At 69.0% G+C, this 23,567-nt stretch carries 27 protein-coding genes; 11 read left to right on the top strand and 16 right to left on the bottom strand.

All coding sequences use genetic code 11. The annotated features are described in order from the left end of the window. Positions 1–50 precede the first annotated feature (50 nt). The 7 genes from QRD43_RS19555 to QRD43_RS19525 all read right to left on the bottom strand — a co-directional run bounded on the left by QRD43_RS19555 (position 51) and on the right by QRD43_RS19525 (position 8,138). A complete protein-coding gene (locus QRD43_RS19555) occupies positions 51–1,556 on the bottom strand; it encodes a hypothetical protein (RefSeq protein WP_285984175.1) in 1,506 nt (501 codons plus the stop codon). Positions 1,557–1,777: 221 nt separating this feature from the next. Next, on the bottom strand, positions 1,778–4,369 hold the full coding sequence (acnB, locus tag QRD43_RS19550) for a bifunctional aconitate hydratase 2/2-methylisocitrate dehydratase (RefSeq protein ID WP_285984174.1): 2,592 nt from the start codon (positions 4,367–4,369) through the stop codon (positions 1,778–1,780). 36 nt (positions 4,370–4,405) lie between these two features. Further along, on the bottom strand, positions 4,406–4,813 hold the full coding sequence (locus tag QRD43_RS19545) for a type II toxin-antitoxin system VapC family toxin (protein ID WP_285984173.1): 408 nt from the start codon (positions 4,811–4,813) through the stop codon (positions 4,406–4,408). After that, positions 4,810–5,073: an AbrB/MazE/SpoVT family DNA-binding domain-containing protein gene (locus QRD43_RS19540; RefSeq protein ID WP_285984172.1), complete on the bottom strand. Its 264-nt coding sequence runs from the start codon at positions 5,071–5,073 to the stop codon at positions 4,810–4,812. Before QRD43_RS19540 ends, QRD43_RS19545 begins: the two co-directional genes overlap by 4 nt. A 234-nt stretch (positions 5,074–5,307) precedes the next feature. After that, positions 5,308–5,847, bottom strand: a complete 540-nt coding sequence (locus QRD43_RS19535; RefSeq protein WP_285984171.1) for a hypothetical protein — start codon at positions 5,845–5,847, stop codon at positions 5,308–5,310. A gap of 203 nt (positions 5,848–6,050) precedes the next feature. Next, complete coding sequence (locus QRD43_RS19530; protein ID WP_285984170.1) at positions 6,051–7,046, bottom strand: HpcH/HpaI aldolase/citrate lyase family protein; 996 nt, start codon at positions 7,044–7,046, stop codon at positions 6,051–6,053. Between the two features lie 105 nt (positions 7,047–7,151). Continuing rightward, positions 7,152–8,138 (bottom strand): malate dehydrogenase, encoded by a 987-nt coding sequence (locus QRD43_RS19525; protein ID WP_285984169.1) that lies wholly within the window; start codon positions 8,136–8,138, stop codon positions 7,152–7,154. A gap of 304 nt (positions 8,139–8,442) precedes the next feature. Between QRD43_RS19525 and QRD43_RS19520 the strand changes: the two genes are divergently transcribed. The 9 genes from QRD43_RS19520 (at position 8,443) to QRD43_RS19480 (ending at position 16,275) form a co-directional block, all read left to right on the top strand. Continuing rightward, a complete protein-coding gene (locus QRD43_RS19520) occupies positions 8,443–9,237 on the top strand; it encodes a GntR family transcriptional regulator (protein ID WP_285984168.1) in 795 nt (264 codons plus the stop codon). Between the two features lie 101 nt (positions 9,238–9,338). After that, a complete protein-coding gene (gene sdhC, locus QRD43_RS19515; RefSeq protein WP_285984167.1) occupies positions 9,339–9,779 on the top strand; it encodes a succinate dehydrogenase, cytochrome b556 subunit in 441 nt (146 codons plus the stop codon). A 28-nt stretch (positions 9,780–9,807) separates the two neighbouring features. After that, complete coding sequence (gene sdhD / locus QRD43_RS19510) at positions 9,808–10,170, top strand: succinate dehydrogenase, hydrophobic membrane anchor protein (RefSeq protein WP_285984166.1); 363 nt, start codon at positions 9,808–9,810, stop codon at positions 10,168–10,170. A gap of 3 nt (positions 10,171–10,173) precedes the next feature. Continuing rightward, on the top strand, positions 10,174–11,949 hold the full coding sequence (gene sdhA / locus QRD43_RS19505) for a succinate dehydrogenase flavoprotein subunit (RefSeq protein ID WP_285984165.1): 1,776 nt from the start codon (positions 10,174–10,176) through the stop codon (positions 11,947–11,949). A 10-nt stretch (positions 11,950–11,959) separates the two neighbouring features. After that, on the top strand, positions 11,960–12,667 hold the full coding sequence (locus QRD43_RS19500) for a succinate dehydrogenase iron-sulfur subunit (protein ID WP_285984164.1): 708 nt from the start codon (positions 11,960–11,962) through the stop codon (positions 12,665–12,667). A gap of 51 nt (positions 12,668–12,718) precedes the next feature. Continuing rightward, positions 12,719–12,988, top strand: a complete 270-nt coding sequence (locus QRD43_RS19495; protein WP_285984201.1) for an FAD assembly factor SdhE — start codon at positions 12,719–12,721, stop codon at positions 12,986–12,988. Between the two features lie 50 nt (positions 12,989–13,038). Next, positions 13,039–14,349, top strand: coding sequence for a citrate synthase (gene gltA, locus QRD43_RS19490; RefSeq protein WP_269632581.1), 1,311 nt, complete (start codon positions 13,039–13,041; stop codon positions 14,347–14,349). A gap of 211 nt (positions 14,350–14,560) precedes the next feature. Beyond that, complete coding sequence (locus tag QRD43_RS19485; RefSeq protein WP_285984163.1) at positions 14,561–15,256, top strand: CoA pyrophosphatase; 696 nt, start codon at positions 14,561–14,563, stop codon at positions 15,254–15,256. Between the two features lie 29 nt (positions 15,257–15,285). Beyond that, positions 15,286–16,275 carry a CobD/CbiB family protein gene (locus tag QRD43_RS19480; protein ID WP_285984162.1) on the top strand — a complete coding sequence of 330 codons (990 nt, stop codon included), beginning with the start codon at positions 15,286–15,288 and terminating at the stop codon, positions 16,273–16,275. A gap of 73 nt (positions 16,276–16,348) precedes the next feature. On the opposite strand, the gene QRD43_RS19475 is transcribed toward QRD43_RS19480, so the two are convergent. Genes QRD43_RS19475 through QRD43_RS19465 form a run of 3 tightly spaced genes read right to left on the bottom strand, consistent with a single transcriptional unit; the run spans position 16,349 to position 18,326 of the window. Further along, positions 16,349–17,131: an SDR family NAD(P)-dependent oxidoreductase gene (locus QRD43_RS19475; RefSeq protein ID WP_285984161.1), complete on the bottom strand. Its 783-nt coding sequence runs from the start codon at positions 17,129–17,131 to the stop codon at positions 16,349–16,351. Positions 17,132–17,169: 38 nt separating this feature from the next. Beyond that, positions 17,170–17,835, bottom strand: a complete 666-nt coding sequence (locus QRD43_RS19470; RefSeq protein ID WP_285984160.1) for a pseudouridine synthase — start codon at positions 17,833–17,835, stop codon at positions 17,170–17,172. Between the two features lie 14 nt (positions 17,836–17,849). Beyond that, positions 17,850–18,326, bottom strand: coding sequence for a protein-tyrosine phosphatase family protein (locus QRD43_RS19465; RefSeq protein ID WP_285984159.1), 477 nt, complete (start codon positions 18,324–18,326; stop codon positions 17,850–17,852). Between the two features lie 170 nt (positions 18,327–18,496). Here QRD43_RS19465 and QRD43_RS19460 point away from each other — a divergent pair, with 170 nt between their 5' ends. Both QRD43_RS19460 and QRD43_RS19455 read left to right on the top strand, forming a co-directional pair. Next, entirely contained in the window at positions 18,497–19,780 is a 1,284-nt protein-coding gene (locus QRD43_RS19460; RefSeq protein ID WP_285984158.1) for an MFS transporter, read from the top strand. Beyond that, positions 19,777–20,403, top strand: coding sequence for a helix-turn-helix transcriptional regulator (locus tag QRD43_RS19455; protein WP_285984157.1), 627 nt, complete (start codon positions 19,777–19,779; stop codon positions 20,401–20,403). The genes QRD43_RS19460 and QRD43_RS19455 overlap by 4 nt, the downstream gene beginning before the upstream one ends. Here QRD43_RS19455 and QRD43_RS19450 read toward each other — a convergent pair. From QRD43_RS19450 to QRD43_RS19425, 6 genes are all read right to left on the bottom strand, one after another. After that, positions 20,387–21,499 (bottom strand): tetratricopeptide repeat protein, encoded by a 1,113-nt coding sequence (locus QRD43_RS19450; RefSeq protein ID WP_285984156.1) that lies wholly within the window; start codon positions 21,497–21,499, stop codon positions 20,387–20,389. The two genes, QRD43_RS19455 and QRD43_RS19450, sit on opposite strands and share 17 nt — an antisense overlap. 105 nt (positions 21,500–21,604) lie before the next feature. Beyond that, positions 21,605–22,084, bottom strand: coding sequence for a thioesterase family protein (locus QRD43_RS19445; RefSeq protein ID WP_285984155.1), 480 nt, complete (start codon positions 22,082–22,084; stop codon positions 21,605–21,607). 105 nt (positions 22,085–22,189) lie between these two features. Next, positions 22,190–22,387, bottom strand: a complete 198-nt coding sequence (locus QRD43_RS19440) for a YgaP family membrane protein (RefSeq protein ID WP_285984154.1) — start codon at positions 22,385–22,387, stop codon at positions 22,190–22,192. Positions 22,388–22,430: 43 nt separating this feature from the next. Further along, positions 22,431–22,907 carry an OsmC family protein gene (locus tag QRD43_RS19435; RefSeq protein ID WP_285984153.1) on the bottom strand — a complete coding sequence of 159 codons (477 nt, stop codon included), beginning with the start codon at positions 22,905–22,907 and terminating at the stop codon, positions 22,431–22,433. Then, positions 22,907–23,341 carry a thioredoxin TrxC gene (trxC, locus tag QRD43_RS19430; RefSeq protein ID WP_285984152.1) on the bottom strand — a complete coding sequence of 145 codons (435 nt, stop codon included), beginning with the start codon at positions 23,339–23,341 and terminating at the stop codon, positions 22,907–22,909. The genes QRD43_RS19435 and trxC overlap by 1 nt, the downstream gene beginning before the upstream one ends. A 15-nt stretch (positions 23,342–23,356) precedes the next feature. After that, complete coding sequence (locus QRD43_RS19425; protein WP_285984151.1) at positions 23,357–23,566, bottom strand: YgaP family membrane protein; 210 nt, start codon at positions 23,564–23,566, stop codon at positions 23,357–23,359. Between the last annotated feature and the right edge of the window lies 1 nt (position 23,567).

Raw genomic sequence — 23,567 nt, 5'->3', positions numbered from 1 at the left:
AGGGCGGCGGAGCGGCTTCAAGGTCGCCTCTTCCGGGCTTCAAGGCAGCGTCAGTGACGCTGCAGCAGCCAAACCAGCACGGCGACCAGCAGCGCCAGCCCCCAACCGGGCTGCGAGACGCTGGTGCGCCGGACGTCGCGCCGGGCACCGGGGCTGAAGCGCCCCTGCCGCTGCGCAAAGGCCCAGCGCAGGAAGCCGGCGAGGGCCTCGGCGCTCTCCCGGCCAGGCAGGCCCGGACTCAGCCGCGTGCCCCCGTCCGCGAGCGGCGCCGAGGTGTGCAGGGCGTGGAAATCCTGGAGGCGGCCGCTTCGCCGGCGCTGGTGCGTCTCCCGGCGGGACAGGCCCTGCAGCGCGGACGCCGGCAGGGACACCCGCGTCAGCCACAGCCATGAGCGCCGCTCCAGGAGCAGGCCTTCGTCGTGCACCCACAGCGTCCAGTGCCGGGTCAGGCCGTGCATCCCCAGGGCGAGGCTGGCGGTGAGCAGCAGCAGCGACAGCCCGCCCCTGCCGCCCGGCGACGGCAGGGCCACGGCCAGGGCGCACAGCAGCGCCAGCCCGCCCACCCCGCGCCAGCCGGCCTGCGCGAAGACCAGGCGGCCCGCGGCGGGTGTCTCGTGCCACTGCACCGCCGGTGGCAGCCGCGGGGGGCGCGCATCGGGCGGCATGGGGGGGATGTCGACGGCTGGGGCGGGGCCGCTGGTGGGCGCGAAGCGGTCCGGCGGCGTGGGCGAGGCCGGCGCGCTGGCGGGGCTCAGGTGGGTCGGATCGCCGCCGGCGACCGGCACGCCGTAGTCCTGCAGGATCCGGCCGTCGGCGGTGCGCAGGCTCAGTCGCCAGGCCACCGTCTCGCGGCCGCGCGGGCTGCCGTCGGGCGGCGCGTCGGCGGGCACCACGAGACGGGCCGAGAGGTGCAGACCGGCCGCGCCCAGGTCCTGCCAGCGGGCGGGACACTCGATGCACTCGACCTCCCGCTCGGGCGAGCCGGACGTCGTCTCATCGATGCGGTGCTGGGTCAGGCACCAGCGTGGCGTCTCGCCCGGCGGCCAGGTCTCCCGAGCGCGCCGCGGCAGGTGCAGGTCGATCGACAGGGGCTGGCCGGCGCGCGGCCGTGCCGGCCGGATCTGCAGGCGCGAGCCCTGGTAGTGCCAGGCGAGCCAGGTCTGGTGGAGCGCCTCCCACAGCAGGGCCAGGCCCAGGCCGACGACGAGCAGGCTGATCGCGCAGGTCCAGAGGGAGATCGGGCGCAGGAGGGCCAGGCTTGCCATCGGGAAGGCGACGATGTTCCAGAAGAGGGCCACGAACCAGGACAGAGCCAGGCGGCGCCGGGACCGCAGCGGCGCGCCGGCGTGCCGGGCAGGGGCCGGGTCGAAAAGGGGCGCCGGGCCATCGGGTGGCGGGCGGGTGGGGCGATCAGTCGAAGGCTCGCCCAGCGGCGGCGGTGACGCCCGTGCTGATGAGGGCCGCGGGAGGTCCGGCCAGGACGGACGCGGATCGGGGCGCGTGGCGGACTCGGTCGTGAGCCCCCGCACCTTCTTGTTCTTGTTGTCAGGGTGCATGCCGGCAGCTTAGCCGTCCACGGTGCCGGCTTGATGACGGTCGCGTGACGGTCGCGCGATCGACGCGTGATCGACGCATGGCGGTCGAACGAAGCCGGCCGCAGAGGCCCCAAGAACAACACCCTGGCTGCCGCGAGGCAGGCCAGGGTGCTGGGGGGCGCGTCACGGAGACGCCGCCGGGAGGTGGTCCGCGCGCCTCACGGCGTGCGGACTCAGGCGCCTCAGACGTTCACGCTCTTGGCGGTCTCCGCGAACTCCTCGATCTGGTCGAAGTTCAGGTACTTGTAGATGCTGGCGGCGTCCTTGTTCACGATGCCGACGGCCTCGTGGTACTCGGCCACGGTCGGGATGCGGCCCAGCTTGGAGCACACGGCGGCCAGCTCGGCCGAGCCCAGGAACACATTGGTGTTCTTGCCCAGACGGTTCGGGAAGTTGCGGGTCGAGGTCGACATCACCGTGGCGCCTTCGCGCACCTGGGCCTGGTTGCCCATGCACAGCGAGCAGCCCGGCATTTCGGTGCGGGCACCGGCCGTGCCGAAGGTGGCGTAGTGGCCTTCCTTGATCAGCTCGTTCTGGTCCATCTTGGTCGGCGGGGCGACCCACAGCTTGACCGGGATGTCACGGGCGCCGCCCAGGACCTTGGCGGCCGCGCGGAAGTGGCCGATGTTGGTCATGCAGGAGCCGATGAAGGCTTCGTCGATCTTGGTGCCGGCCACTTCGGACATGAACTTGGCGTCGTCCGGATCGTTCGGGCAGCAGACGATGGGCTCCTTGATGTCGGCCAGATCGATCTCGATCACGGCGGCGTACTCGGCGTCCTTGTCGGCTTCCAGCAGGTCCGGCTTGGCCAGCCAGGCTTCCACGGCCTTGATGCGGCGCTCCAGGGTGCGCTTGTCCTCGTAGCCGTCGGCGATCATGTTCTTCATCAGGACGATGTTGGAGGTCAGGTACTCCTTGATCGGTTCCGGATTCAGCTTGATCGTGCAGCCGGCGGCGGAACGCTCGGCCGAGGCGTCGGACAGCTCGAAGGCCTGTTCCACCTTCAGCTCGGGCAGACCTTCGATCTCGAGGATGCGGCCCGAGAAGATGTTCTTCTTGCCCTTCTTCTCGACGGTCAGCAGGCCGGCCTTGATGGCGTACAGGGGGATGGCATGCACCAGGTCACGCAGCGTGACGCCGGGCTGCATCTGGCCCTTGAAGCGCACCAGCACCGATTCGGGCATGTCCAGGGGCATCACGCCCGTGGCGGCGCCGAAGGCGACAAGACCTGACCCCGCGGGGAAGGAGATGCCGATGGGGAAGCGGGTGTGGGAGTCGCCGCCGGTGCCGACGGTGTCGGGCAGCAGCAGACGGTTCAGCCAGCTGTGGATGACGCCGTCGCCCGGGCGCAGGGCCACGCCGCCGCGGTTGCTGATGAAGGCCGGCAGCTCGCGGTGCATCTTCACGTCCACGGCCTTGGGGTAGGCGGCGGTGTGGCAGAAGGACTGCATGACCAGGTCGGCCGAGAAGCCCAGGCAGGCCAGGTCCTTCAGCTCGTCGCGCGTCATCGGGCCGGTGGTGTCCTGCGAGCCCACGGTGGTCATCTTGGGTTCGCAGTAGGTGCCGGGACGCATGCCCTTGCCTTCGGGCAGGCCACAGGCGCGGCCGACCATCTTCTGCGCCAGGGTGTAGCCCTTGCCGCTGTCCACGGGAGGCTTGGGCAGGCGGAACAGGGTGGAGGTGGGCAGGCCCAGGAACTCGCGGGCCTTGCCGGTCAGGCTGCGGCCGATGATGAGGTTGATGCGGCCGCCGGCGCGCACTTCGTCCAGCAGCACTTCGCTCTTGAGCGCGAAGGTCTCGACGACCTCGCCGTTCTTCACGATCTGGCCGGCGTAGGGCAGCACGTCGATGACGTCACCCATCTCCAGCTTGCTCACGTCCACCTCGATGGGCAGCGAGCCGGAGTCTTCCTGCGTGTTGAAGAAGATGGGGGCGATCTTGCCGCCCAGGGTCACGCCGCCGAAGCGCTTGTTGGGCACGAAGGGGATGTCCTCGCCGGTGGCCCAGATCACGCTGTTGGTGGCGGACTTGCGCGAGGAGCCGGTGCCGACCACGTCGCCCACGTAGGCGACCAGGTGGCCCTTCTTCTTCAGGTCCTCGATGAACTGCATCGGGCCGCGCTTGCCGTCTTCCTCGGGCTTGAAGGCCGCGTCAGGACGCGTGTTCTTCAGCATGGCGAGGTAGTGCATCGGGATGTCCGGGCGGCTCCAGGCGTCCGGGGCGGGCGACAGGTCGTCGGTGTTGGTCTCGCCGGGCACCTTGAAGACGGTGATGGTGATCTTCTGCGCGACTTCCGGACGCGAGGTGAACCACTCGGCGTCGGCCCAGCTCTGCATCACGGCCTTGGCGTGGGCGTTGCCCGCCTTGACCTTCTCGGCGACGTCATGGAAGGCGTCGAACATCAGCAGGGTCTTCTTCAGGCCGGTGGCGGCGACTTCAGCGACGGAGGCGTCGTCCAGCAGGTCGATCAGGGGCTTGACGTTGTAGCCGCCGACCATGGTGCCCAGCAGCTCGGTGGCCTTGGCCTTGGAGATCAGGCCCACCGTCAGATCGCCGTGCGCCACGGCTGCCAGGAAGCTGGCCTTGACCTTGGCGGCGTCGTCCACGCCCGGAGGCACGCGGTGGGTCAGCAGGTCGACCAGGAAGGCGTCCTCGCCGGCCGGCGGGTTCTTGATGAGCTCGATCAGCTCGGCCACCTGCTTGGCGTCCAGGGGCAGAGGCGGGATGCCCAGCGCGGCGCGCTCGGCAGTGTGTTGGCGGTAGGCTTGTAGCATCGGGAGGACTCCTGGGCTAGGGTGGGTTCAAACGGGTCACAGGGGCTGAGGCACGATCAGCTTCAGGCCCTTGTAGTAATCGCGGAAGAAGGCTTCATCGCGGGTGATCAGCGCCTTGCACTGCAGCAGGGCATGGGCGCCGATCAGGAAGTCGGCGACGACCCGGCCACGCTGGCCGCCGCGATCGCGGAAGCGACGCTGCATGTGGCCGGCGCGGACAGCGGCCGCTTCCTGGATGGGGTCGAAACGGATGCCGAACTCGTTGAGGGCATCCATGAGGGTCTCACGGGTGTCGAGCAGGGCCTGCGCCTCGGCGACGACGGCCTCGCTGATCACGACCTCGCCCTCGCTCAGGGCCTTGGCCAGGGCCTGCGACGAGGCATCGCCATGCTCGGGATCACCCGTGAGCACGTCGATCAGCACGGAGGTGTCGACAGCGATCATGCGTCTTCGCCGGGGGCGGGATAGGGGTCGCCGGGGGCGCGGCCGCGCAGGGCGCGCAGGGCGTCGTTGGTGCTGGCGTGGCCCTCGGCGAGCTTGAAGCGGCCGCGCAGCTTGGACAGCGCATCGTCCACATTCTTGCGCAGGATGATGCGCCCGCCGTCGAGTTCCACCTTCAGCGTGGTGCCTTTGGTGAGGCCCAGGGCGTCACGGACGGGCTTGGGCAGGGTGATCTGCCCACGTTCTGCCACGGTCACTTCCATGCGGAGACTCCTCTCGGGATGCACACCAAGTATGCGCTGAAAAGTATGCATTGATTGTACGTACTTCTGGCCTCACCCCAAGCCCGAGCGGGGTACTCGGACTTGGCGGCCGGCCGGCAGAGCCGGCACGCGGGCGGGGCGCATGGCTAGCGGCAGCAGGCGTGCCCGCCGGGAGAGGGCGCCGCGCCATGAAAAAAGGAGGCCGAAGCCTCCTTGCTGCGGGCGCGAGGGCGCTCAGTTGCTGGCGTTCGTGCCCGGCGTGATGCCGATGCCGCCGGCCGGTGCGGTGCCGGCGCCATTGGCCACGAAGGCGCGCTGCTCGGCGTGCTGGCAGCTGTCGGCCATGCGCTGGCCGGCCTTGGCGTTCATCAGCATCGACTTGGAGGGGATCTGCAGCCAGACGATGCCGGCCGACTTGTCTTCCAGGCGCACGGCACCGGTGGTGGTGGGCTCCGGCGTCATGTTGTAGACCATCTTGCCGAACTGCAGGCGGAAGCGGCCGGGCTTCTCCGGGTGGGGGGTGATGTGCACCTGCTGGTTGAACTCGCACTGCACCTCACCGGCATGCACGCGCGGGGCGACGGCCATCTGCTCGTCGCTGAGCAGCACTTCCTCGGGGGGCGGCAGCGGGGCCACGGCGGTCTGCGGCTTCAGCTTGGCGGCCAGGCGATTCTTGGGCGCGGGCGGCGTTTCCTTGGCGGCAGCAAAGGCCTGGCCGGCCATCAGCAGGGCGCAGGTGCCGAGGGCGGCAGTGAGGGAGCGGAGGTGATGCATGAGAAATCCTGTGCAGATGCTTGATTGTGCAAGCAAAAGAGCGCTTTGTGGTGCCTGCGCGAGGGCCATGTCGGGCCTGGGCGACGACCGACGCAAGCATGCGCCCGGGCGGCGCGACTGTCTATGCCAGAAATCCCTTCATCTGCAAGCAAAGGTGTGGGCTTCACGGCAGCGAAGGGCGCCAGGCGGGGCGCCGGGCCGGATCAGGGGTTGAAGTAGGCGGCCGTCACCTCGGCGGGCAGGGCCTGCCCGGTGCGGTGGGCGCGTTCCAGCACCTGCCAGAAGTAGCGGTAGCTGGCACGGTCGTGCAGCGTGTCCCGGTGCTGGATCGGGGCCCAGTGCGCCGCCTGGGCGGCCTGGATGATCTCGATGGCCTCGTCGATCTCCGCCATGCGCGGGGCGAAGGCCTCGACGATGGGGCGGATCTGGTTGGGATGGATGCTCCACATGCGCGTGTAGCCGAACTCGCGTGCCGCGCGCCCGGCGGCCATCTCGAGGGCGTCGGTGTCCTTGAATTCGGTCACCACACAGTGCGAGGGCGTCTTGCCGTGCGCGTGGGCGGCCGCGGCAATCTCCAGCTTGGCACGCACCACGAGCGGGTGGCTGAACTGGCCCTCGACCGTCAGGCCGACGCGCGGAATGGCGCCGCGGTGCGCGGAGACGAAGTCCATGAGCCCGAAGGAGAGGGACTCGATGCGCGGATGCGCCGCGATGCGCTGCACGTCGCGCAGCGCGCCGTGGGTCTCGATCAGCACGTGCACCGGCAGCTCGCCCGCCAGGCCCAGGCGCGCGCGGGTGGCGTCGATGAAGGCGACGGCGCGGTCCACGTCCTCGAAGGACTGCGGCTTGGGCACCATGAGGTAGGCCAGGCGCTCGCCACCGCCGGCCAGCAGGCCCTCGACATCGGCCTCGAAGGCGGGGTGGCCCAGCGGATGCACCCGGGCGCCGACGCGGCCGTGGCGGTTCAGCGGGTCGTTGAGCACCTCGTTGACCAGCAGCACATGCTCGACCTCACCGCCCACGGGCGCGCCGTCCTCGCAGTCCAGCGTGATGTCGAAGACCGGGCCCATCTCGGCCTGCAGCTCCAGGCTCTTGCGCATGCGGGCTTCGACGCCGCAGTAGTGGTCGACGACGGGCAGCAGGGCGGCGGCATCGCCTTCCTCGAAGAGGGCCAGGCGGGGATGGGGCGCGGTGCTCATGGGTATGCGGGCGATCAGGGCGGGAAATGAAAAAGGGCCGGCACGGGGCCGACCCTTCACCGTATCACGAACGGCTGTCCGTGATGCTGGCTGGCCTTGCGGCGATCACAGCAGGTGCTTGACGCCGTTCTGCTCTTCCAGCAGCTCGTTCAGGGTCTTGTTGATGCACTCTTGCGAGAAGGCATCGATCTCCAGGCCCTCGACGATCTTGTACTCGCCGTTCTCGGTGGTCACCGGGTAGCCGAACATCACTTCGGCAGGGATGCCGTACTCGCCCTTGGACGGGATGCCCATGGTGACCCACTTGCCGTTGGTGCCCAGGGCCCAGTCGCGCATGTGGTCGATGGCGGCGTTGGCGGCCGAGGCGGCGGAGGACAGGCCGCGGGCGGCGATGATGGCGGCGCCGCGCTTGCCGACGGTCGGCAGGAACACTTCACGGTTCCACTGCTCGTCGTTGATCATGGCCTTGACCGACTGGCCACCGATGGTGGCGTAGCGGTAGTCGGCGTACATCGTGGGCGAGTGGTTGCCCCACACGGCCAGCTTCTCGATGTCGGCCACGGCCTTGCCGGTCTTGGCGGCGATCTGCGAGGCGGCGCGGTTGTGGTCCAGGCGCAGCATGGCGGTGAAGTTCTTGGCCGGCAGATCCGGGGCCGACTTCATGGCGATGTAGGCGTTGGTGTTGGCGGGGTTGCCCACGACCAGCACCTTGACGTTGCGCGAGGCCACGGCGTTGAGGGCCTTGCCCTGCACCGTGAAGATCTGGGCGTTGGCGGCCAGCAGGTCCGAGCGCTCCATGCCGGGGCCGCGGGGGCGGGCGCCGACCAGCAGGGCGAAGTCGGTGTCCTTGAAGGCGGTCATCGGGTCGCTGTGGGCCTCGATGCCGGCCAGCAGCGGGAAGGCGCAGTCTTCCAGCTCCATGATCACGCCCTTCAGCGCGTTCTGGGCCTTCTCGTCGGGGATCTCCAGCAGCTGCAGGATGACGGGCTGATCCTTGCCCAGCATTTCGCCGGAGGCGATGCGGAACAGCAGGGCGTAGCCGATCTGGCCTGCGGCGCCGGTGACGGCAACGCGAACGGGTTTCTTGCTCATGGAGGTCTCCGAAAAGGATGAAAAAGCTGTTCGTGGCGCCACTGGTTGCGGTGCACGGCGGTCATCCTGGAACGAGCGAGACCGAAGAGCGGGCAGGCGGCGGCGCGGTGGCCGCAAGTGTAGGTCAGAGTCCGGGCGTTTTCCCTATTGACCATCTGAAGGCTGCCACTTGAGGCCGGGCAGGGCAGATTATGCGGCGTCCTTTGCATAAAACTGACTGTCTTATGTCTTATAGAAGACATTTTTGACAGGATTTGCCGAATCCACTCGACGGGGCGGGGTGCCCTGTGCTCGAATCCCGGCCATGCCGAATCCACCTGCAGTCCCGAGCACGCCTGGCCTTGAGCTCCAGCGTGGCGAGGCTGCGTCCGGCGGGCTGTCCTCGCCGGCGTTCTCCCCGCTGTACCGCCAGATCAAGGGGCTGATCATCCAGCGCCTGCAGGCCGGTGCATGGAAGGCCGGCGAGGCCATCCCGAGCGAGATGGAGCTCGCGGCCAGCTTCGGCGTCAGCCAGGGCACGGTCCGTAAGGCTATTGACGAACTTGCGGCAGAGAATCTGCTCGTTCGCCGCCAGGGCAAGGGCACCTTCGTCGCCACGCACGCGGAGCAGAAGCAGCAGTACCGCTTCCTGCGTCTGATGCCGGACGAGGACCAGGAGCCTGGCCTGGGGCGGCAGTTGCTGGACTGCCGGCGGCAGCGCGCGCCGGCCTGGATTGCTCGCCAGCTGCAGATGCGCGCAGGTGATGCCATGGTCGAGGTGCGCCGCCTGCTGCACAGCAAGGGCCGCCCGGTGGTGCTGGATGACATCTGGCTGCCGGGCAGCCTGTTCAAGGGTTTGACGACCGAGCTGCTGAACCAGCATCGCGGTCCTTTCTATGGCTTGTTCGAGTCGGAGTTCGGGGTGCAGATGATCCGTGCCCAGGAGAAGATCCGTGCCGTGGCGGCGGATGCCGAGACCGCCGCGCTGCTGCAGGTCGAGGTCGGTGCGCCGCTGCTGAGCGTGGAGCGCCTGTCCTTCACCTACGGCGACCGGCCGGTGGAACTGCGACGCGGGCTCTACAACACTTCCACGCACTTTTATCGCAACGATCTGAATTGACCCTCTGAAAGAAAGAGGCTTGCGGCAGCGAAAGGCAAGGCCTGACCCTGTTGCGTTGCAATAAAATCCTCAGGTTTCACATTGATTACCAAAGGTCGGGTATGACAGACACCACCGTTCAGACCAAAAAACCGCGACCGGTCTTCCGCAACATCCATGTGACGGAGATCGTGTCCTACCGCCTGCCGCCCGCCGGCATCGTCTCGATCCTGCATCGCATCAGCGGCCTGCTGATGTTCCTGCTGCTGCCGTTCGTGATCTGGATGCTGGACACCAGCCTGAGCACCGAGATCTCCTTCGACGTGTTCAAGAACGCCTTCGTCGCCGGCCTCGGCCCGATCCCGGGCGTGCTGGTCAAGCTGGTCGCACTGGCCCTGATCTGGGGCTACCTGCATCACTTCATCGCCGGTGTGCGCCATCTGTGGATGGACGCCACGCACAGCGTCAGCAAGCAGCAGGGCCACTCCAGCGCCGTGCTGACCCTCGCGCTGTCGGTGCTGCTGACCCTGGCCCTGGGCGCCAAGCTCTTCGGCCTGTACTGATCGCCTGATCTGGATTGAGGTGCAAAGAATGAGTACTTACGGAACCAAGCGCATCGTCAGCGGTGCGCACTATGGTCTGCGCGACTGGCTGGCCCAGCGCGTGACGGCCGTGCTGATGGCCCTGTTCACCATCGTGCTGCTGGCCCAGATCCTCCTCACCACGAAGCCGCTGGGCTACGAGCTGTGGGCCGGGATCTTCTCCCAGCAATGGATGAAGTTCGTGACCTTCGCGACCATCATCGCCCTGGCGTACCACGCCTGGGTCGGTGTTCGCGACATCTGGATGGACTACGTGAAGCACGTCGGCCTGCGCCTGACGCTGCACGTGTTCACCCTGGTCTGGTTGGTGGGTTGCGCGGGTTGGGCGATCCAAGTCCTCTGGAGGCTGTAAAAAATGCAAGTTGGAAGCTCGCTCGCAAAGCGCAAGTTTGACGTGGTGATCGTGGGTGCCGGTGGGTCCGGCATGCGCGCCTCGCTGCAACTCTCCCTGGCCGGCCTGAACGTCGCCGTGCTGTCCAAGGTCTTCCCGACCCGCTCGCACACCGTGGCAGCGCAGGGCGGCATCGGTGCCTCGCTGGGCAACATGTCGGAAGACAACTGGCACTACCACTTCTTCGACACCGTCAAGGGTTCGGACTGGCTGGGTGACCAGGACGCCATCGAGTTCATGTGCCGCGAGGCCCCGAAGGTCGTGTACGAACTCGAGCACTTCGGCATGCCCTTCGACCGCAACGCCGACGGCACGATCTACCAGCGTCCGTTCGGCGGTCACACGGCCAACTATGGCGAGAAGCCTGTCCAGCGCGCCTGTGCCGCCGCCGACCGCACCGGTCACGCGCTGCTGCACACGCTGTACCAGCAGAACGTCAAGGCCAAGACCCAGTTCTTCGTGGAATGGATGGCCCTGGACGTCATCCGTGACGCCGAAGGCGACGTCGTTGGCGTGACCGCACTGGAGATGGAAACCGGCGAAGTCCACATCCTGCAGGCCAAGACTGTGCTGATGGCCACCGGCGGTGCCGGCCGCATCTACGCGGCCTCCACCAACGCCTTCATCAACACCGGCGACGGCCTGGGCATGGCGGCACGCGCCGGCATCCCGCTGGAAGACATGGAGTTCTGGCAGTTCCACCCGACCGGCGTGGCCGGCGCGGGTGTGCTGCTGACCGAAGGCTGCCGCGGCGAGGGCGCCATCCTGCGCAACGCCAACGGCGAGCGCTTCATGGAACGCTACGCCCCGACCCTGAAGGATCTGGCCCCGCGTGACTTCGTGTCCCGCTCCATGGACCAGGAAATCAAGGAAGGCCGTGGCTGCGGTCCCAACAAGGACTACGTGCTGCTGGACATGACCCACCTGGGCGCCGAGACGATCATGAAGCGTCTGCCCTCGGTGTTCGAGATCGGCCACAACTTCGCCAACGTCGACATCACCAAGGAGCCGATCCCCGTGGTGCCGACCATCCACTACCAGATGGGTGGCATCCCCACCAACATCAACGGTCAGGTGGTCGTGCCCAAGAACGGCAACCCGAACGAGGTCATCAACGGCCTGTACGCGGTGGGCGAGTGCTCCTGCGTGTCGGTGCACGGCGCGAACCGCCTGGGCACCAACTCGCTGCTGGACCTCGTGGTGTTCGGCCGTGCCGCCGGCAAGCACATCGTCGAGTTCAACCTCAAGAACCGCGAGCACAAGCCGCTGCCCAAGGACGCCGCCGACCAGACCCTGGCCCGCCTGGCGCGCCTGGAGTCGGCCTCCAATGGCGAATACGCCCAGGACGTCGCCAACGACATCCGCTCGACCATGCAGAAGCACGCCGGCGTGTTCCGCACGCAGGCCGTCATGGACGAAGGCGTCAAGAAGATCCTGGAAGTCGCCGAGCGCGTGAAGTCCATCGGCCTGAAGGACAAGTCCAAGGTCTTCAACACCGCCCGTGTGGAAGCCCTGGAAGTCGAGAACCTGATCGAGGCCGCCAAGGCCACGATGACCTCGGCCGCCGCGCGTCCGGAATCCCGTGGCGCCCACGCCCACGACGACTTCCCGAACCGCGACGACGCGAACTGGATGAAGCACACCCTGTGGTACTCCGAAGGCAACCGCCTGGACTACAAGCCGGTCAAGCTGACCCCGCTGACCGTGGAATCCGTGCCGCCCAAGGTGCGTACCTTCTGAGGACTGAGACATGAGCCAAAAACGTACCTTCCAGATCTACCGCTACGACCCGGACAAGGACGCCAAGCCCTACATGCAGACCCTCGAGATCGAGCTCGAGGGCAACGAGCGCATGCTGCTGGACGCGCTGATCAAGCTCAAGGCCGTGGACCCCACGCTGAGCTTCCGCCGCTCCTGCCGCGAAGGTGTGTGCGGTTCGGATGCCATGAACATCAATGGCAAGAACGGCCTGGCCTGCCTGACCAACATGCGCTCGCTGCCGCAGGTGGTCGTGCTCAAGCCGCTGCCGGGCCTGCCTGTCGTGCGCGATCTGATCGTGGACATGACGCAGTTCTTCAAGCAGTACCACTCGATCAAGCCCTATCTGGTGAACGACACGCCGCTGCCCGACAAGGAGCGTCTGCAGTCGCCGGAAGAGCGCGAGGAGCTGGACGGCCTGTACGAGTGCATCCTGTGCGCCAGCTGCTCCACGAGCTGCCCGAGCTTCTGGTGGAACCCCGACAAGTTCGTGGGCCCCGCCGGTCTGCTGCAGGCCTACCGCTTCATCGCCGACAGCCGTGACCAGGCCACCGCGGAGCGCCTCGACAACCTCGAGGATCCGTACCGCCTGTTCCGCTGCCACACCATCATGAACTGCGTGGATGTCTGCCCGAAGGGGCTAAACCCCACGAAGGCCATCGGCAAGATCAAGGAACTGATGGTGCGTCGCGCCGTCTGATGACCCGATCCGCCCCCGGACACTTTGCAAAGGCCCCCATTCGTGACAACCTTGACCGATGCCCTCATTGACGAGAGAGCGCTCTCCAAACTGAAGTGGCGCTGCCGCCGCGGTCTGCTGGAGAATGACCTCTTCATTGAGCGGTTCTTCAAGCGTTACGAAGCCGTGCTGACGGAACGTCAGGCGGAGGGCCTGCGCCAGCTGATGGACCTGTCGGACAACGATCTGATGGACCTCCTGCTGGCGCGCAAGGAGCCCGAGGGCGAGCAGGCCACGCCCGAATTCCTGGAGGTCCTGGGCATGCTCAGGACCCCGCTCTGATCTGTCACCGCCCCTGACCTGTTTTTCCAAGAAGTCACAAGGAACGCCCCATGACACCGTCTGACGTCAAAGCCACCCTGTCGTTCTCCGACGGCAGCCCCAGCATGGACCTGCCCATCTACAAGGGCTCCGTGGGTCCCGATGTGATCGACATCCGCAAGCTCTACGGCCAGACGGGCAAGTTCACCTACGACCCGGGTTTCCTGTCGACCGCCTCCTGCAACTCGACCATCACCTACATCGATGGCGACAAGGGCGAGCTGCTGTACCGCGGCTACCCGATCGAGCAGCTGGCCGTGAACTGCGACTACCTCGAGACCTGCTACCTGCTGCTGAACGGCGAGCTGCCGAACGCCGACCAGAAGGCCGAGTTCGAGAACCGCGTGATGCACCACACGATGGTCAACGAGCAGATGCAGTTCTTCCTGCGCGGCTTCCGTCGTGACGCGCACCCGATGGCCGTGATGACCGGCCTGGTGGGCGCGATGTCGGCCTTCTATCACGACAGCACCGACATCAATAACCCCGAGCATCGCGAGATCGCGGCCATCCGCCTGATCGCCAAGATGCCGACGCTGGTGGCCATGGCCTACAAGTACACCATCGGCCAGCCCTACATCTACCCGAAGAACGACCTCTCGTACGCCGGCAACTTCATGCGCATGATGTTTGCCACGCCCTGCGAGGAGTACAAGCCCAATGACGTGCTGGTGCGCGCCATGGACCGCATCTTCACGCTGCACGCCGACCACGAGCAGAACGCCTCGACCTCGACCGTCCGCCTGTGCGGCTCGTCGGGCACGAACCCGTTCGCGGCCATCGCCGCCGGTGTGGCCTGCCTGTGGGGCCCGGCTCACGGTGGCGCCAACGAGGCCTGCCTGAACATGCTCAACGACATCCAGCAGATGGGTGGCGTGGCCAAGATCGGCGAGTTCATCAAGCAGGTCAAGGACAAGAGCAGCAACGTCAAGCTGATGGGCTTCGGTCACCGGGTCTACAAGAACTACGACCCGCGCGCCAAGCTGATGCGCGAGACCTGCCACGAAGTCCTGGGCGAGCTGGGCCTGCACAACGACCCGCTGTTCAAGCTGGCCATGGAGCTGGAGAAGATCGCGCTGGAAGACGAATACTTCGTCGCCCGCAAGCTGTACCCGAACGTGGACTTCTACTCGGGTATCGTGCAGCGCGCCATCGGCATCCCCGTGCCGCTGTTCACCGCCATCTTCGCGCTGGCCCGCACCGTCGGCTGGATCGCCCAGCTGAACGAGATGATCGCTGACCCCGAGTACAAGATCGGCCGTCCGCGTCAGCTGTTCGTGGGCGCGACGCCCCGCAATGTGAAGCCCATCGCCGAGCGTTGATCCTGTCGAGGCCGGCGTCCGTCGGCCTCGGTCAGTCACCGGAAGCCCCGCTGCAGCGATGCGCGGGGCTTTTGCCTTTCCGGACGGGCCAGCGCGCGGCCGCAGGCGGCACGCAGCCCGGCGGCAGGTCGCAGGCGCCCCGGCACGCCGACAGCGCCCGCGCATGTCCGAGCGCACGCGCAGGGCAGGGCGCTCGCGCTATGCTGAACAGATGACTCGCCCGCCCATCCTCGATCCCCGTGCCGTGCCGGTGGCTGGCCGTGACGGCAGCCTGCCGGCCGTGTCGGCCGATGCCCTGTCTGCCGAGGCCTTGCGCCTGCGCTTCCGTGCGCCGCCGGACTGGTCGGTGGAGCTGCCGGGAGACGGTGGCGTGCTGAGTCAGCGCGAGCCCGCGGCGGCGGCCGTGCTGGTGCCGTTGGTGAAGCGGCCGCAGGGCTTGCAGGTGCTCCTGACGCAGCGCACGGCGCATCTGCGGGACCACGCCGGGCAGATCAGCTTTCCCGGCGGCCGCACGGAACCGGAAGACGTCGATGCTGTCGCCACGGCCCTGCGCGAAGCCCAGGAGGAGATCGGCCTGCATCCGCGCCATGTGGAGGTGCTGGGGCAGCTGCCGATCTACCGCACCGTCACCGCCTTCATGGTGCATCCCGTGGTGGCGCTGGTCGAGCCGGGCTTCGACCTCGCGCTGGACGACTTCGAGGTGGCCGAGGCCTTCGAGGTGCCCCTGGCCTTCCTGATGGATCCGGCCAACCACCAGCGCCACGTCTTCCGCTGGGAGGAGGGCGAACGGCAGTTCCTGTCCATGCCCTGGACGGGGTCAGATCTTGCCGGGGTGTCGCGCGAGTACTTCATCTGGGGGGCGACGGCCGCCATGCTGCGCAACTTCTATCGCTTCCTCTCGGCCTGACGCCCGCCGGGCCGCTATCATGCGGGCCCATGAACTTCTTCGCCGTCCTGCTGGCCCTGATCTGTGAGCAGCTCAAGCCGCTGCCGCATGGCAATGCCGTGCACGAAGGCGTGATCAGCTGGGTGCGCTGGACGGGCCGGAATTTCGATGCCGGCAAGGAGCGCCATGCGCTGGTCGTCTGGGGCATCACGGTGCTCGGGCCGGCGCTGATGGCGGCCGTCGTCTACGGTCTGGTGCGGCACTTCACGGTGCTTGGCGCACTGGCGCTGGACGTCCTGATCCTCTACCTCACACTCGGCTTCCGGCAGTTCAGCCACTACTTCACCGACATCCGGGACGCCCTGGAGCGGGCGGACGAGCTGGAGGCCCGCCGCCTGCTCGCCGAATGGCGTCACCTCGATGCCAGCGAGCTGCCGCGCACGGAGCTGCTGCGCCACGTCGTCGAGCATTCGCTGCTGGCCGCGCACCGCCACGTCTTCGGCGTGTTCTTCTGGTTCATCGTGCTGTCCACCGTGGGCCTGGGCCCGGCGGGCGCCATTCTCTACCGCATGGCGGAATTCGCGAGCCGCTACTGGGCCTTCAAGAGCCGCACCATCGACGCCCCCACCAACGAGCGCCTGATGCAGATCTCCCGCCAGTTCTTCGGCTGGGTCGACTACGTGCCCGCCCGCCTGACGGCCACGGGCTTTGCCATCGTGGGCAACTTCGAGGAAGCCGTGAACGGCTGGCGTCGCGACGCCGGGCTGTGGATGCATCCCAACGAGGGCATCATCCTGGCGTCGGCCGCGGGTGCCCTGGGCGTTCAGCTGGGCGGCACCGCGGCCCCGGGCGTCACGCCCGATCGCAGCAAGACCTTCGAGGCGGGCGGTGACATGGACGCCACCCGCGCCGAGGGCTCCACGCCCGGGATGGCGCCGGCGCTCGGCCACCTGCAGAGCGTGGTCGGCCTGGTCTGGCGTTCGGTCGTGCTGTGGATGTTCCTGCTGGCGCTGCTGACGCTGGCCAATCTCCTGGGCTGAGGCCGCGAGCGCCGGGCGGCAGGCGCCGCCTCGCGCCCCTCGTGTGGAGGAGCCGAGGCCGCCATGGGCGGGCTCAGGCCTCGCGCACGTCTGCAATCACCTGATCGCCGAAGTCCGGCCGCGCGAGGAAGCGCAGCACGGCCGCCGCTGCCGCTTCCGGGCTGCTCAGCTGCTGCTCGGCCTTCAAGGCGGCGAAGCGGCCCTGGTCCGGGAAACCGGCGGGCGAAGCCGTGCGCAGCTGCACCTGCATGTCGGTGTCGACAACGCCGGGCGCCAGGGACACGATGCGGGCCGCCTTCAGGCCCTGGGCGGCCCGGTGGGCCTCGTCCAGGGCCATCGCCCGGGAGAGGTGGTCCATCGCCGCCTTGGCGGCGCAGTAGGCCGCCGTGCCGGCCATGGCGCGGCGTCCGAGCCCGGACGAGATGTTCAGCACGCGCAGCTCGCCCGGCACCTGCCGGCAGGCGTCGAGGAAGGCGGCACTGAGCAGCAGCGCCGCCTCGGCGCCGACGCGCAGGGCACTGGACAGCTCGGCCAGGCCGGTGTCCTGCACAGCGGCCGGGGCCGTGACGGCGCCGGCGTTGTTGATCAGCGTGAGGCTGGCGAAGCCGGCGAGCGGCTGGGCCTGCAGCCACTGCTTCAGGGTCTGGGCCGCCGGCAGCGGGTTCGAGAGATCCTGGCGCCACTGCAGCAGGCCGCTGCCTGTGGAGGCCGCCAGACCGTAGAGGGTCTCGTTGTCGCGGCGGGCGATGCCCAGGACCTGGTGCTCGGCACTGGCGAGCAGCTGTCGCGCGAGGGCCAAGCCCAGGCCGCGCGAGCTGCCGCTGATGATGTAGAGATGGCGCTTGGGGCTGTTCATGCGCGCATTCTCGCGCGGCCGGGCCGGTGCCGCGAGACTCAGAACGGGGGAGGGCTGGCCAGCGCCAGCGCGCCCTCCAGTGAGGTCGCCGGCAGTCCCAGCGCGCAGGCGTGCAGCAGCAGCCGCGGGGCGGCGGCGAGCAGCTCGGGCGGGGCGTAGAGCGCGTCGCCGAGGATGGGGTGCCCCAGGGCCAGGCAGTGCACGCGCAGCTGATGCGAGCGGCCGGTGTAGGGCGTGAGCTCGACCCGGGTCGTCCGGGCAAGCTCGTCGCGGGACAGCACGCGCAGCCGGGTCTGCGAGGGTTTGCCGCGCTCAGGGCACACCATCTGCCGCGGCCGGTTGGGCCAGTCGGTCACGAGGGGCAGGTCGATGAGCTGATCGTCCGTCGCCAGCACGCCGCCCAGCACGGCCACATAGCGCTTCTCGACCTGCCGCCCGGCAAAGGCGTCGCTGAGCTCGCGCTGCACGGCCGGGCTGCGGGCGAAGACGAGCAGGCCCGAGGTCGCCATGTCCAGGCGATGCACGACCAGGGCCTCGGGGAAGCGCGCCTGCACGCGATGGAGGGCGCAGTCCTGCTTGTCCTCGCCGCGACCGGGCACCGAGAGCAGGCCGCTGGGCTTGTCGACGACGAGGCAGCCAGGGCCCACATGCACCCAGCCCAGGGCCAGGCGCTGCGAGTCCGGGGCGGGTGGCAGCGCCGCCATGGCAGGCGAGATGTTCAGAACTGCTCCACCCAGCCGCTCTGCACGGCCGATTGCGGGTTGGAACCGGCTTGGCGCACGCGCAGCAGCGAGTCCTCGACAGGCAGCCCCAGCCCCTTGAGCACGCAGGCCGCCACGGTGCCGGTGCGCCCGATGCCGGCCGCGCAATGCAGCAGCACGCGGTCACCCACGCGCAGGCTGTGGATCAGCGTCTCGACCCCCTGGCGGAAGACCTCGGGGTTCGAACCCAGGCCGAAGTCCCGCATGGGCAGGTGCTGCCAGCGAAAGGGCAGGCGGCCCTCGCTGATGGCCTTGTGATAAAGGGGCGAGAGCTGCGCCACCTCGTCCAGCGGATTCAGGCAGCTCACCAGCGTCAGCTGCCGCGTGCGGGCTTCGTCAAGGAAGCTGCCCCAGGGTTCGAGGCGGCCGGGCATGGACTGCAGCCACAGCCGGCCGCTGATGTCGTGTGGGAGCTCGAGTGCGCGAAATGCCATGGTGCCATTGTGCCTTCGGCCGCCCGTCGGCAGGGAGGGGCGGGCCCGGAGCAGGCCATGATCCGCCTCGATGAGGTCGTGGTTAATAAACGTTTCGTTGATTATTTTCCGGCGCCCGGCCATCATGCGCGCATGCCCTCGTTCACGCCCCTGCATCGGGTCTGCGCCGCATGAGCGCCACCCTCACACCCCCCGTCCCCGAGCCCACGACGCCCGCGATCCGCCATCCCTACTGGGTGCTCGGCGCCGTCTGCGCCCTGGCGCTGATGAGCACCGTCGGCGTGGCCATGCCCTATCCCATCCTCGCGCCCATCTTCGTGGACGGCGCGCGCGACGGCTTCACGCACTTCATGGGGCTGGATCCCAAGCTGCTGATGGGCCTGGCCCTGGCCGTCAATCCGCTCGGCATCCTGCTGGGGAGCCTCTTCATCGGGCCGCTCTCGGACCGCTACGGCCGCCGCGCGGTGCTCAACGTGACGCTCACTGCCACGCTGCTGGGCTACCTGCTGACGGCCTATGCCCTGCAGCAGCGCTGGTATGTGGTCTTCGTGCTGGCGCGCTTCGTGACCGGCCTCACCGAGGGCAATGTGGCCGTCGCACGCGCGCTCGTGGCGGACCTGCACGGCCAGATCGACCGCACCCGCGGCCTGGCCTGGCTCAATGCCTGCCTCTACGCGGGCTGGCTGCTCGGGCCTCTGGTGGGCGGCCTGACGCTGAGCTGGGGCGAGCCCGTGCCCTTCGTGCTGGCGGGGCTGGCCATGCTGCCCTGTCTCGTCATCCTGGCCGCGGGCGTGCCGGCCGGGCCGCGGGCGAGCGGGCCGCTGCACCTGCTGAAGGCCATGCGTGAGCAGCAGGCGCTGGGCCTGCTGCGCACCGACGCCGTGCTCGCCCGCCTGGCCCTGCTGCAGTTTCTCTACACGCTGGGGGTCACGGCGTTGTACGAGTTCGCGCCGCTGTGGATGCTGGAGCAGGCGGGGCTCGACAGCCGCGGCATCGCCTACGTCACGGCCGCCCAGTGCGCCACGATGACGCTGGCCAGCGTGCTCGCCGGGCGCTTCGGCGGCGGGCGGCGCCACCCCCTGCGCGGGGCGGCCTGGATGGCGCTCGTGGCGGCCATCGGCCTCAGTCTGCTGGCGGTGCTGCCGGCCACGCCGGGACTGGTGATGATCGCGACGCTGGGCCTGCCGCTGGCGCTCTACAACGCGGTGATGCCCGCCTGGATGTCCGAGCGCTTCGCTGCCCACGGGCAGGGGCGGGTGATGGGCCTGCTGTCCACGATCTTCTGTCTGTCCAATGTGCTGGTGGCGCTGCTGGGCTCGGCGCTGGCACTGCTGTCCTCGCGGTGGATCATGGGCCTCGGCGGCCTGACCTGCGTGCTGGCGGCGTGGCAGCTGCTGGCGCTGGCCCGCAGCGAGCAGCCGCACGAGGCGCCAGCGCCCCGGGAGGATGCATGAGAACGGCCTCCCGCCAGCGCCTGCTGCAGCAGCTCAAGCAGGCGGGCCAGCAGCCGGCCGCGCAGGTGGCCGAAGCGCTGGGCCTCAGCCTCATGGGTGCCCACAAGCAGCTGGCCCAGCTGGCCGAGGAGGGCTTGCTGCGATGGCAGGACGAGCCCGCCGGCGTGGGGCGGCCGCGGCGTCTGTGGCAGCTCAGCGAAGCGGGGCACGCCCTGTTCCCTGACCGGCACGGCGAGCTGACGGTGCAGCTGATCCGGGAGGTCCGCGTGTTGTTCGGCGAGGCCGCCCTCGAACGCCTGGTCGATACCCGCGAGCGGGACGCCGAGCAGCGCTACCGGGCGGCGCTGGCCCGCTGCCGCGGCCTGCGTGGCGCCCTGCAGGCCCTGGCGGCCGAACGCGAGCGCGAGGGCTACATGGCACGCCTGGAGCGGGACGGCACCGACTGGCTGCTGATCGAGGACCACTGTCCCATCTGTGCCGCCGCCCAGGTCTGCCAGGGCTTCTGCCGATCGGAGCTGGCCCTGTTCCAGCGTTGCCTCGCCCCCTGGGCCGAGGTGCAGCGCACGGAGCATCAGCTGGCGGGTGCGCGCCGCTGCGCCTACCGCGTCAGTCCTCGGCGCTGAGCAGCGCCTGCATCCAGGGCTGGATGAGGTGCAGTTCCTGCGCGAGCGTCTCGCGCGCCTCGGCCGCGGCCTGGGCGTTCTGCAGCTCCCATTGGCGGCGCTGCGCTTCCAGGGCCTGCAGGCGCTGGGCGGTCTCGGGGCTGTCGACGGCGCGCAGGCAGCGCATGGCCTGCCGCAGCAGCGCGCCATGGAGCTGCACGTTGCTCTGCAACTCGGGCACGAGGAGCAGCTCCTGCAGCAGCTGCCAGGCCTCGCCCGGGCGGCCCCGCCGGTTCAGCAGCTCGGCCATGCTTTCCAGGGCTGACCAGCGCCAGTAGCGTGTCTTCTCGTCCTGCGACCACAGCGACAGCAGCTGGTTGAGCATCGTCTCCGCCTCGTCCAGCCGGTGCAGCAGCACCAGCAGGTGGGCGACAGCCAGCTTCAGCACGCCCTGGAAGCCGCCCTGCAGGCGTCCGTCCTGCGCGAGGGAGCGCGCGCCGCCCAGTTGGCGCTCGGCGCGGCGGAGCGCGAGCCGCGCCATCACGCGGCCCTCCTCGTCGTTGCGCTCCAGGGCCTGCTCATGGGCAGCCGACATCGAGACGATGAGGTTCGTGTAGGCCCGCATGCGGTCGGCGCTGTCGATGGATTCGCGCGCCAGGGAGAGGGCGCGCATGTGCAGCAGCTCGGCCTGGTCGAGCTGGCCGAGCCGCGCGTGCACATGGCCGAGGCAGCTGAGGCAGGCGGAGAGCGGCTCGTGCAGGCCCTCGCGTTCCAGGTAGCGCACGGCGGTACGGGCAAGGGGCAGCGCCTCGGCGGCAAGACCGAACTCGCACAAGGCCAGCGCGGCCTGGCGCAGCGCGTGCGGCAACTGGGGGGAGGGAGGGCCATTGCTGAGCGCGACGGCCGCGGACAGCGCCTGGCGGCAGCTGGGCAGCAGATCGCCGGTCTGCCAGGACTGGATCGCCTGCGCCAGCAGGGCCTCGCCGGCCGCCGTGGCGCTGGCGGTGGCGTCCAGCGGCGCCTGCGCTCGGGGGCTCGAAGGGGCCGGCCCGTTCGAGGTGGGGGTGGCCGACAGTGAAACGCCCCGGTCGGCGTCGGGGTACGGCGGGTACTGCATGCCCGGACTCTATGCCAATTCGCCGGCCGCCCCCTGCCAGAAATCACCGCTGCAGGCCGCGGCAAACCCTGATGGCGCGCCGCCCGAGCTCGCCCGCATTCCGGCTCAGGACACCATGTAGGCGGCGGAGCCGGTGCTGAGCAGGCGGCGCTGGGCGTCCATGAACTCCATGCGGGTGCTGGCCACACGGCTGCCCAGGCGCAGGACCTCGGCGCGGGCGATGAAGTGGTCTCCGATGGCCGGGCGCAGGTAGTCGACGCGCAGGTCGATGGTGCCGAGCTTGTTGAAGCGCTGCAGCCGGACGGAGGGCAACTCGTCGCGGTGACGGTCACCGATGGCTGCCATCACGGCCAGCCCGCCCAGCGCATCGAGCGTCGCGGAAATGACGCCGCCGTGCATGCGCTGATGCGCGAAATGGCCGATGAGCTCGGGGCGCATCACCACGGTGGCTTCGGCGGCGAGGGCCTCCAGGGCCGTGACCTGCAGACCCAGCACCTTGTTGAAGCTGATGTGCTCCTCGAAGATCTGGCACAGGGCGACGGTGAACTCGGGTTCGAAGACGGTGCGGGGCGGCGTGCTGCTCATGGCCCCACACTACCCCAGCGATCCGCCGGCCAGCCCTGGGAGCTTCCCGCGTCCGTTGACGCCCAGGCGACAGGGGCGGGGGCGCCCCCGCCGGCCGGTCGCGGCCTACTTCTGCTCAGGCAGCTTGCAGGTGCTCATGCCGAAGGGCAGGTAGGCCGGGCAGAAGCGAAGGGCCCCGGTCGCCACGAAGACGACGCCGATCCAGCCCCAGGCGCCGATGAAGCCCAGCAGGGTGCAGGCGATCAGGATGAGGCCGGCGATGATGCGCATGGCGCGGTCCAGGGTTCCGATATTGGCTTGCATGATTCACTCCTTGGTGTGTTGAGGGGAAGAAGGATCCGGGGGATCACGAAGATCCGTGTGACAGGGGCGCGGCGGGCTTGAGCAGCGCGCCTTCGGCATCGCGGACCTCGGTGCTGATGGCGATGCCCTGGCCTACGCTCTGCGTCACGGTGCAGAAGGCCTCGAACTGGCTCAGCACGCGATCGAGGTGCTGCAGCTGCGCTGCCGGCACCCCGAGCTGCAGCCGGGCCTGCATCGCCAGCACGCGCACGCGGCCCTCGGCATTGCGGCCGACCTGGGCTTCGACGCTGCAGCGCAGCGGCTCGGGCGCCTGCTTGTACTTGCGCAGCGCAAAGAGCAGCGAATCCGACAGGCAGTTGCCCACGGCCGCGCACAGCAGCTGCACGGGCGAGGGCCCCTGGCCGCTGCCCAGGGGCGGTGGTTCGTCGGTCAGCACGGCGGGGACGTCGCCGCCGAAGCGGGTGTCGAAGCGGTAGTCCGCCTGCTGGACCAGTTCAACGCGCACGAGTTCGTCGCTCATCAGCCCTGTCCTTTCTGGAGATGGGATTGGAGCCAGCGCAGCAGCTCGGCCGCGGGCATGGCGCCGCTCTGGCGCGCCACCTCGCGGCCGCCGAGGAACAGCGCCAGGGTGGGAATGCTGCGGATGCCGAGCCGCGCCGCTGTCTGCGGGCTGGCCTCGGTGTCCACCTTCACGAAGCGGATGCCCGGCGCCTGCGCCGCGGCGGTCTCGAACTGCGGCGCCATCATGCGGCAGGGGCCGCACCAGGCCGCCCAGAAGTCCACGACGACGGGGGCCTCGGTCCGCGCGATGTAGTCGGCGAAATGGGCGTCGCCCAGCGCCAGCGGGCGCGCCGGGGCGATCTCGGCGCCGCAGCGGCCGCAGACCGGCCCGTCCTGCAGGCGCTCCGTCGGCACGCGATTGGTGGCCCCGCAATGGGCACAGACCAGATGCATGGTGTCCTCCTCGAATCAGCAGCCCGGGCGCACCCCGAGCTTGCGCAGCAGCGTCTCCATCAGGCACCAGCGGGTGAAGCCGCTTTGCAGCAGGTTCAGCCCGACGAAGGCCGTGAAGGCCAGCCACCATTGTGAGAGGAACAGCGGGCTGCCGGGGAGGCCGAGGGCGAGGGACAGCAGCACGAAGCTGCCGGCGGCGATGCGGACGATCTGCCAGGAGGTCATG

Origin of the sequence: Roseateles subflavus, from assembly GCF_030285365.1 — a bacterium.
In the GTDB taxonomy this organism is placed as follows: domain Bacteria; phylum Pseudomonadota; class Gammaproteobacteria; order Burkholderiales; family Burkholderiaceae_C; genus Roseateles_B; species Roseateles_B subflavus.
This window is presented reverse-complemented; position numbering and strand designations above follow the sequence as displayed.

Excerpts from the sequence above, each read along its gene's own strand:
- QRD43_RS19535 (WP_285984171.1), bottom strand. The coding sequence starts at position 5,847 with ATGCATCACCTCCGCTCCCTCACTGCCGCCCTCGGCACCTGCGCCCTG.
- QRD43_RS19450 (WP_285984156.1), bottom strand. The coding sequence starts at position 21,499 with ATGCAGTACCCGCCGTACCCCGACGCCGACCGGGGCGTTTCACTGTCG.
- gltA (WP_269632581.1), top strand. The coding sequence starts at position 13,039 with ATGACACCGTCTGACGTCAAAGCCACCCTGTCGTTCTCCGACGGCAGC.
- QRD43_RS19540 (WP_285984172.1), bottom strand. The coding sequence starts at position 5,073 with ATGGAAGTGACCGTGGCAGAACGTGGGCAGATCACCCTGCCCAAGCCC.
- QRD43_RS19435 (WP_285984153.1), bottom strand. The coding sequence starts at position 22,907 with ATGAGCGACGAACTCGTGCGCGTTGAACTGGTCCAGCAGGCGGACTAC.
- QRD43_RS19475 (WP_285984161.1), bottom strand. The coding sequence starts at position 17,131 with ATGAACAGCCCCAAGCGCCATCTCTACATCATCAGCGGCAGCTCGCGC.
- QRD43_RS19530 (WP_285984170.1), bottom strand. The coding sequence starts at position 7,046 with ATGAGCACCGCGCCCCATCCCCGCCTGGCCCTCTTCGAGGAAGGCGAT.
- acnB (WP_285984174.1), bottom strand. The coding sequence starts at position 4,369 with ATGCTACAAGCCTACCGCCAACACACTGCCGAGCGCGCCGCGCTGGGC.
- QRD43_RS19485 (WP_285984163.1), top strand. The coding sequence starts at position 14,561 with ATGACTCGCCCGCCCATCCTCGATCCCCGTGCCGTGCCGGTGGCTGGC.
- QRD43_RS19555 (WP_285984175.1), bottom strand. The coding sequence starts at position 1,556 with ATGCACCCTGACAACAAGAACAAGAAGGTGCGGGGGCTCACGACCGAG.
- QRD43_RS19425 (WP_285984151.1), bottom strand. The coding sequence starts at position 23,566 with ATGACCTCCTGGCAGATCGTCCGCATCGCCGCCGGCAGCTTCGTGCTG.
- sdhC (WP_285984167.1), top strand. The coding sequence starts at position 9,339 with ATGACAGACACCACCGTTCAGACCAAAAAACCGCGACCGGTCTTCCGC.
- QRD43_RS19455 (WP_285984157.1), top strand. The coding sequence starts at position 19,777 with ATGAGAACGGCCTCCCGCCAGCGCCTGCTGCAGCAGCTCAAGCAGGCG.
- QRD43_RS19480 (WP_285984162.1), top strand. The coding sequence starts at position 15,286 with ATGAACTTCTTCGCCGTCCTGCTGGCCCTGATCTGTGAGCAGCTCAAG.
- QRD43_RS19460 (WP_285984158.1), top strand. The coding sequence starts at position 18,497 with ATGAGCGCCACCCTCACACCCCCCGTCCCCGAGCCCACGACGCCCGCG.
- QRD43_RS19520 (WP_285984168.1), top strand. The coding sequence starts at position 8,443 with ATGCCGAATCCACCTGCAGTCCCGAGCACGCCTGGCCTTGAGCTCCAG.
- QRD43_RS19465 (WP_285984159.1), bottom strand. The coding sequence starts at position 18,326 with ATGGCATTTCGCGCACTCGAGCTCCCACACGACATCAGCGGCCGGCTG.
- sdhD (WP_285984166.1), top strand. The coding sequence starts at position 9,808 with ATGAGTACTTACGGAACCAAGCGCATCGTCAGCGGTGCGCACTATGGT.
- QRD43_RS19525 (WP_285984169.1), bottom strand. The coding sequence starts at position 8,138 with ATGAGCAAGAAACCCGTTCGCGTTGCCGTCACCGGCGCCGCAGGCCAG.
- sdhA (WP_285984165.1), top strand. The coding sequence starts at position 10,174 with ATGCAAGTTGGAAGCTCGCTCGCAAAGCGCAAGTTTGACGTGGTGATC.
- QRD43_RS19445 (WP_285984155.1), bottom strand. The coding sequence starts at position 22,084 with ATGAGCAGCACGCCGCCCCGCACCGTCTTCGAACCCGAGTTCACCGTC.
- QRD43_RS19545 (WP_285984173.1), bottom strand. The coding sequence starts at position 4,813 with ATGATCGCTGTCGACACCTCCGTGCTGATCGACGTGCTCACGGGTGAT.
- trxC (WP_285984152.1), bottom strand. The coding sequence starts at position 23,341 with ATGCATCTGGTCTGTGCCCATTGCGGGGCCACCAATCGCGTGCCGACG.
- QRD43_RS19440 (WP_285984154.1), bottom strand. The coding sequence starts at position 22,387 with ATGCAAGCCAATATCGGAACCCTGGACCGCGCCATGCGCATCATCGCC.
- QRD43_RS19500 (WP_285984164.1), top strand. The coding sequence starts at position 11,960 with ATGAGCCAAAAACGTACCTTCCAGATCTACCGCTACGACCCGGACAAG.
- QRD43_RS19470 (WP_285984160.1), bottom strand. The coding sequence starts at position 17,835 with ATGGCGGCGCTGCCACCCGCCCCGGACTCGCAGCGCCTGGCCCTGGGC.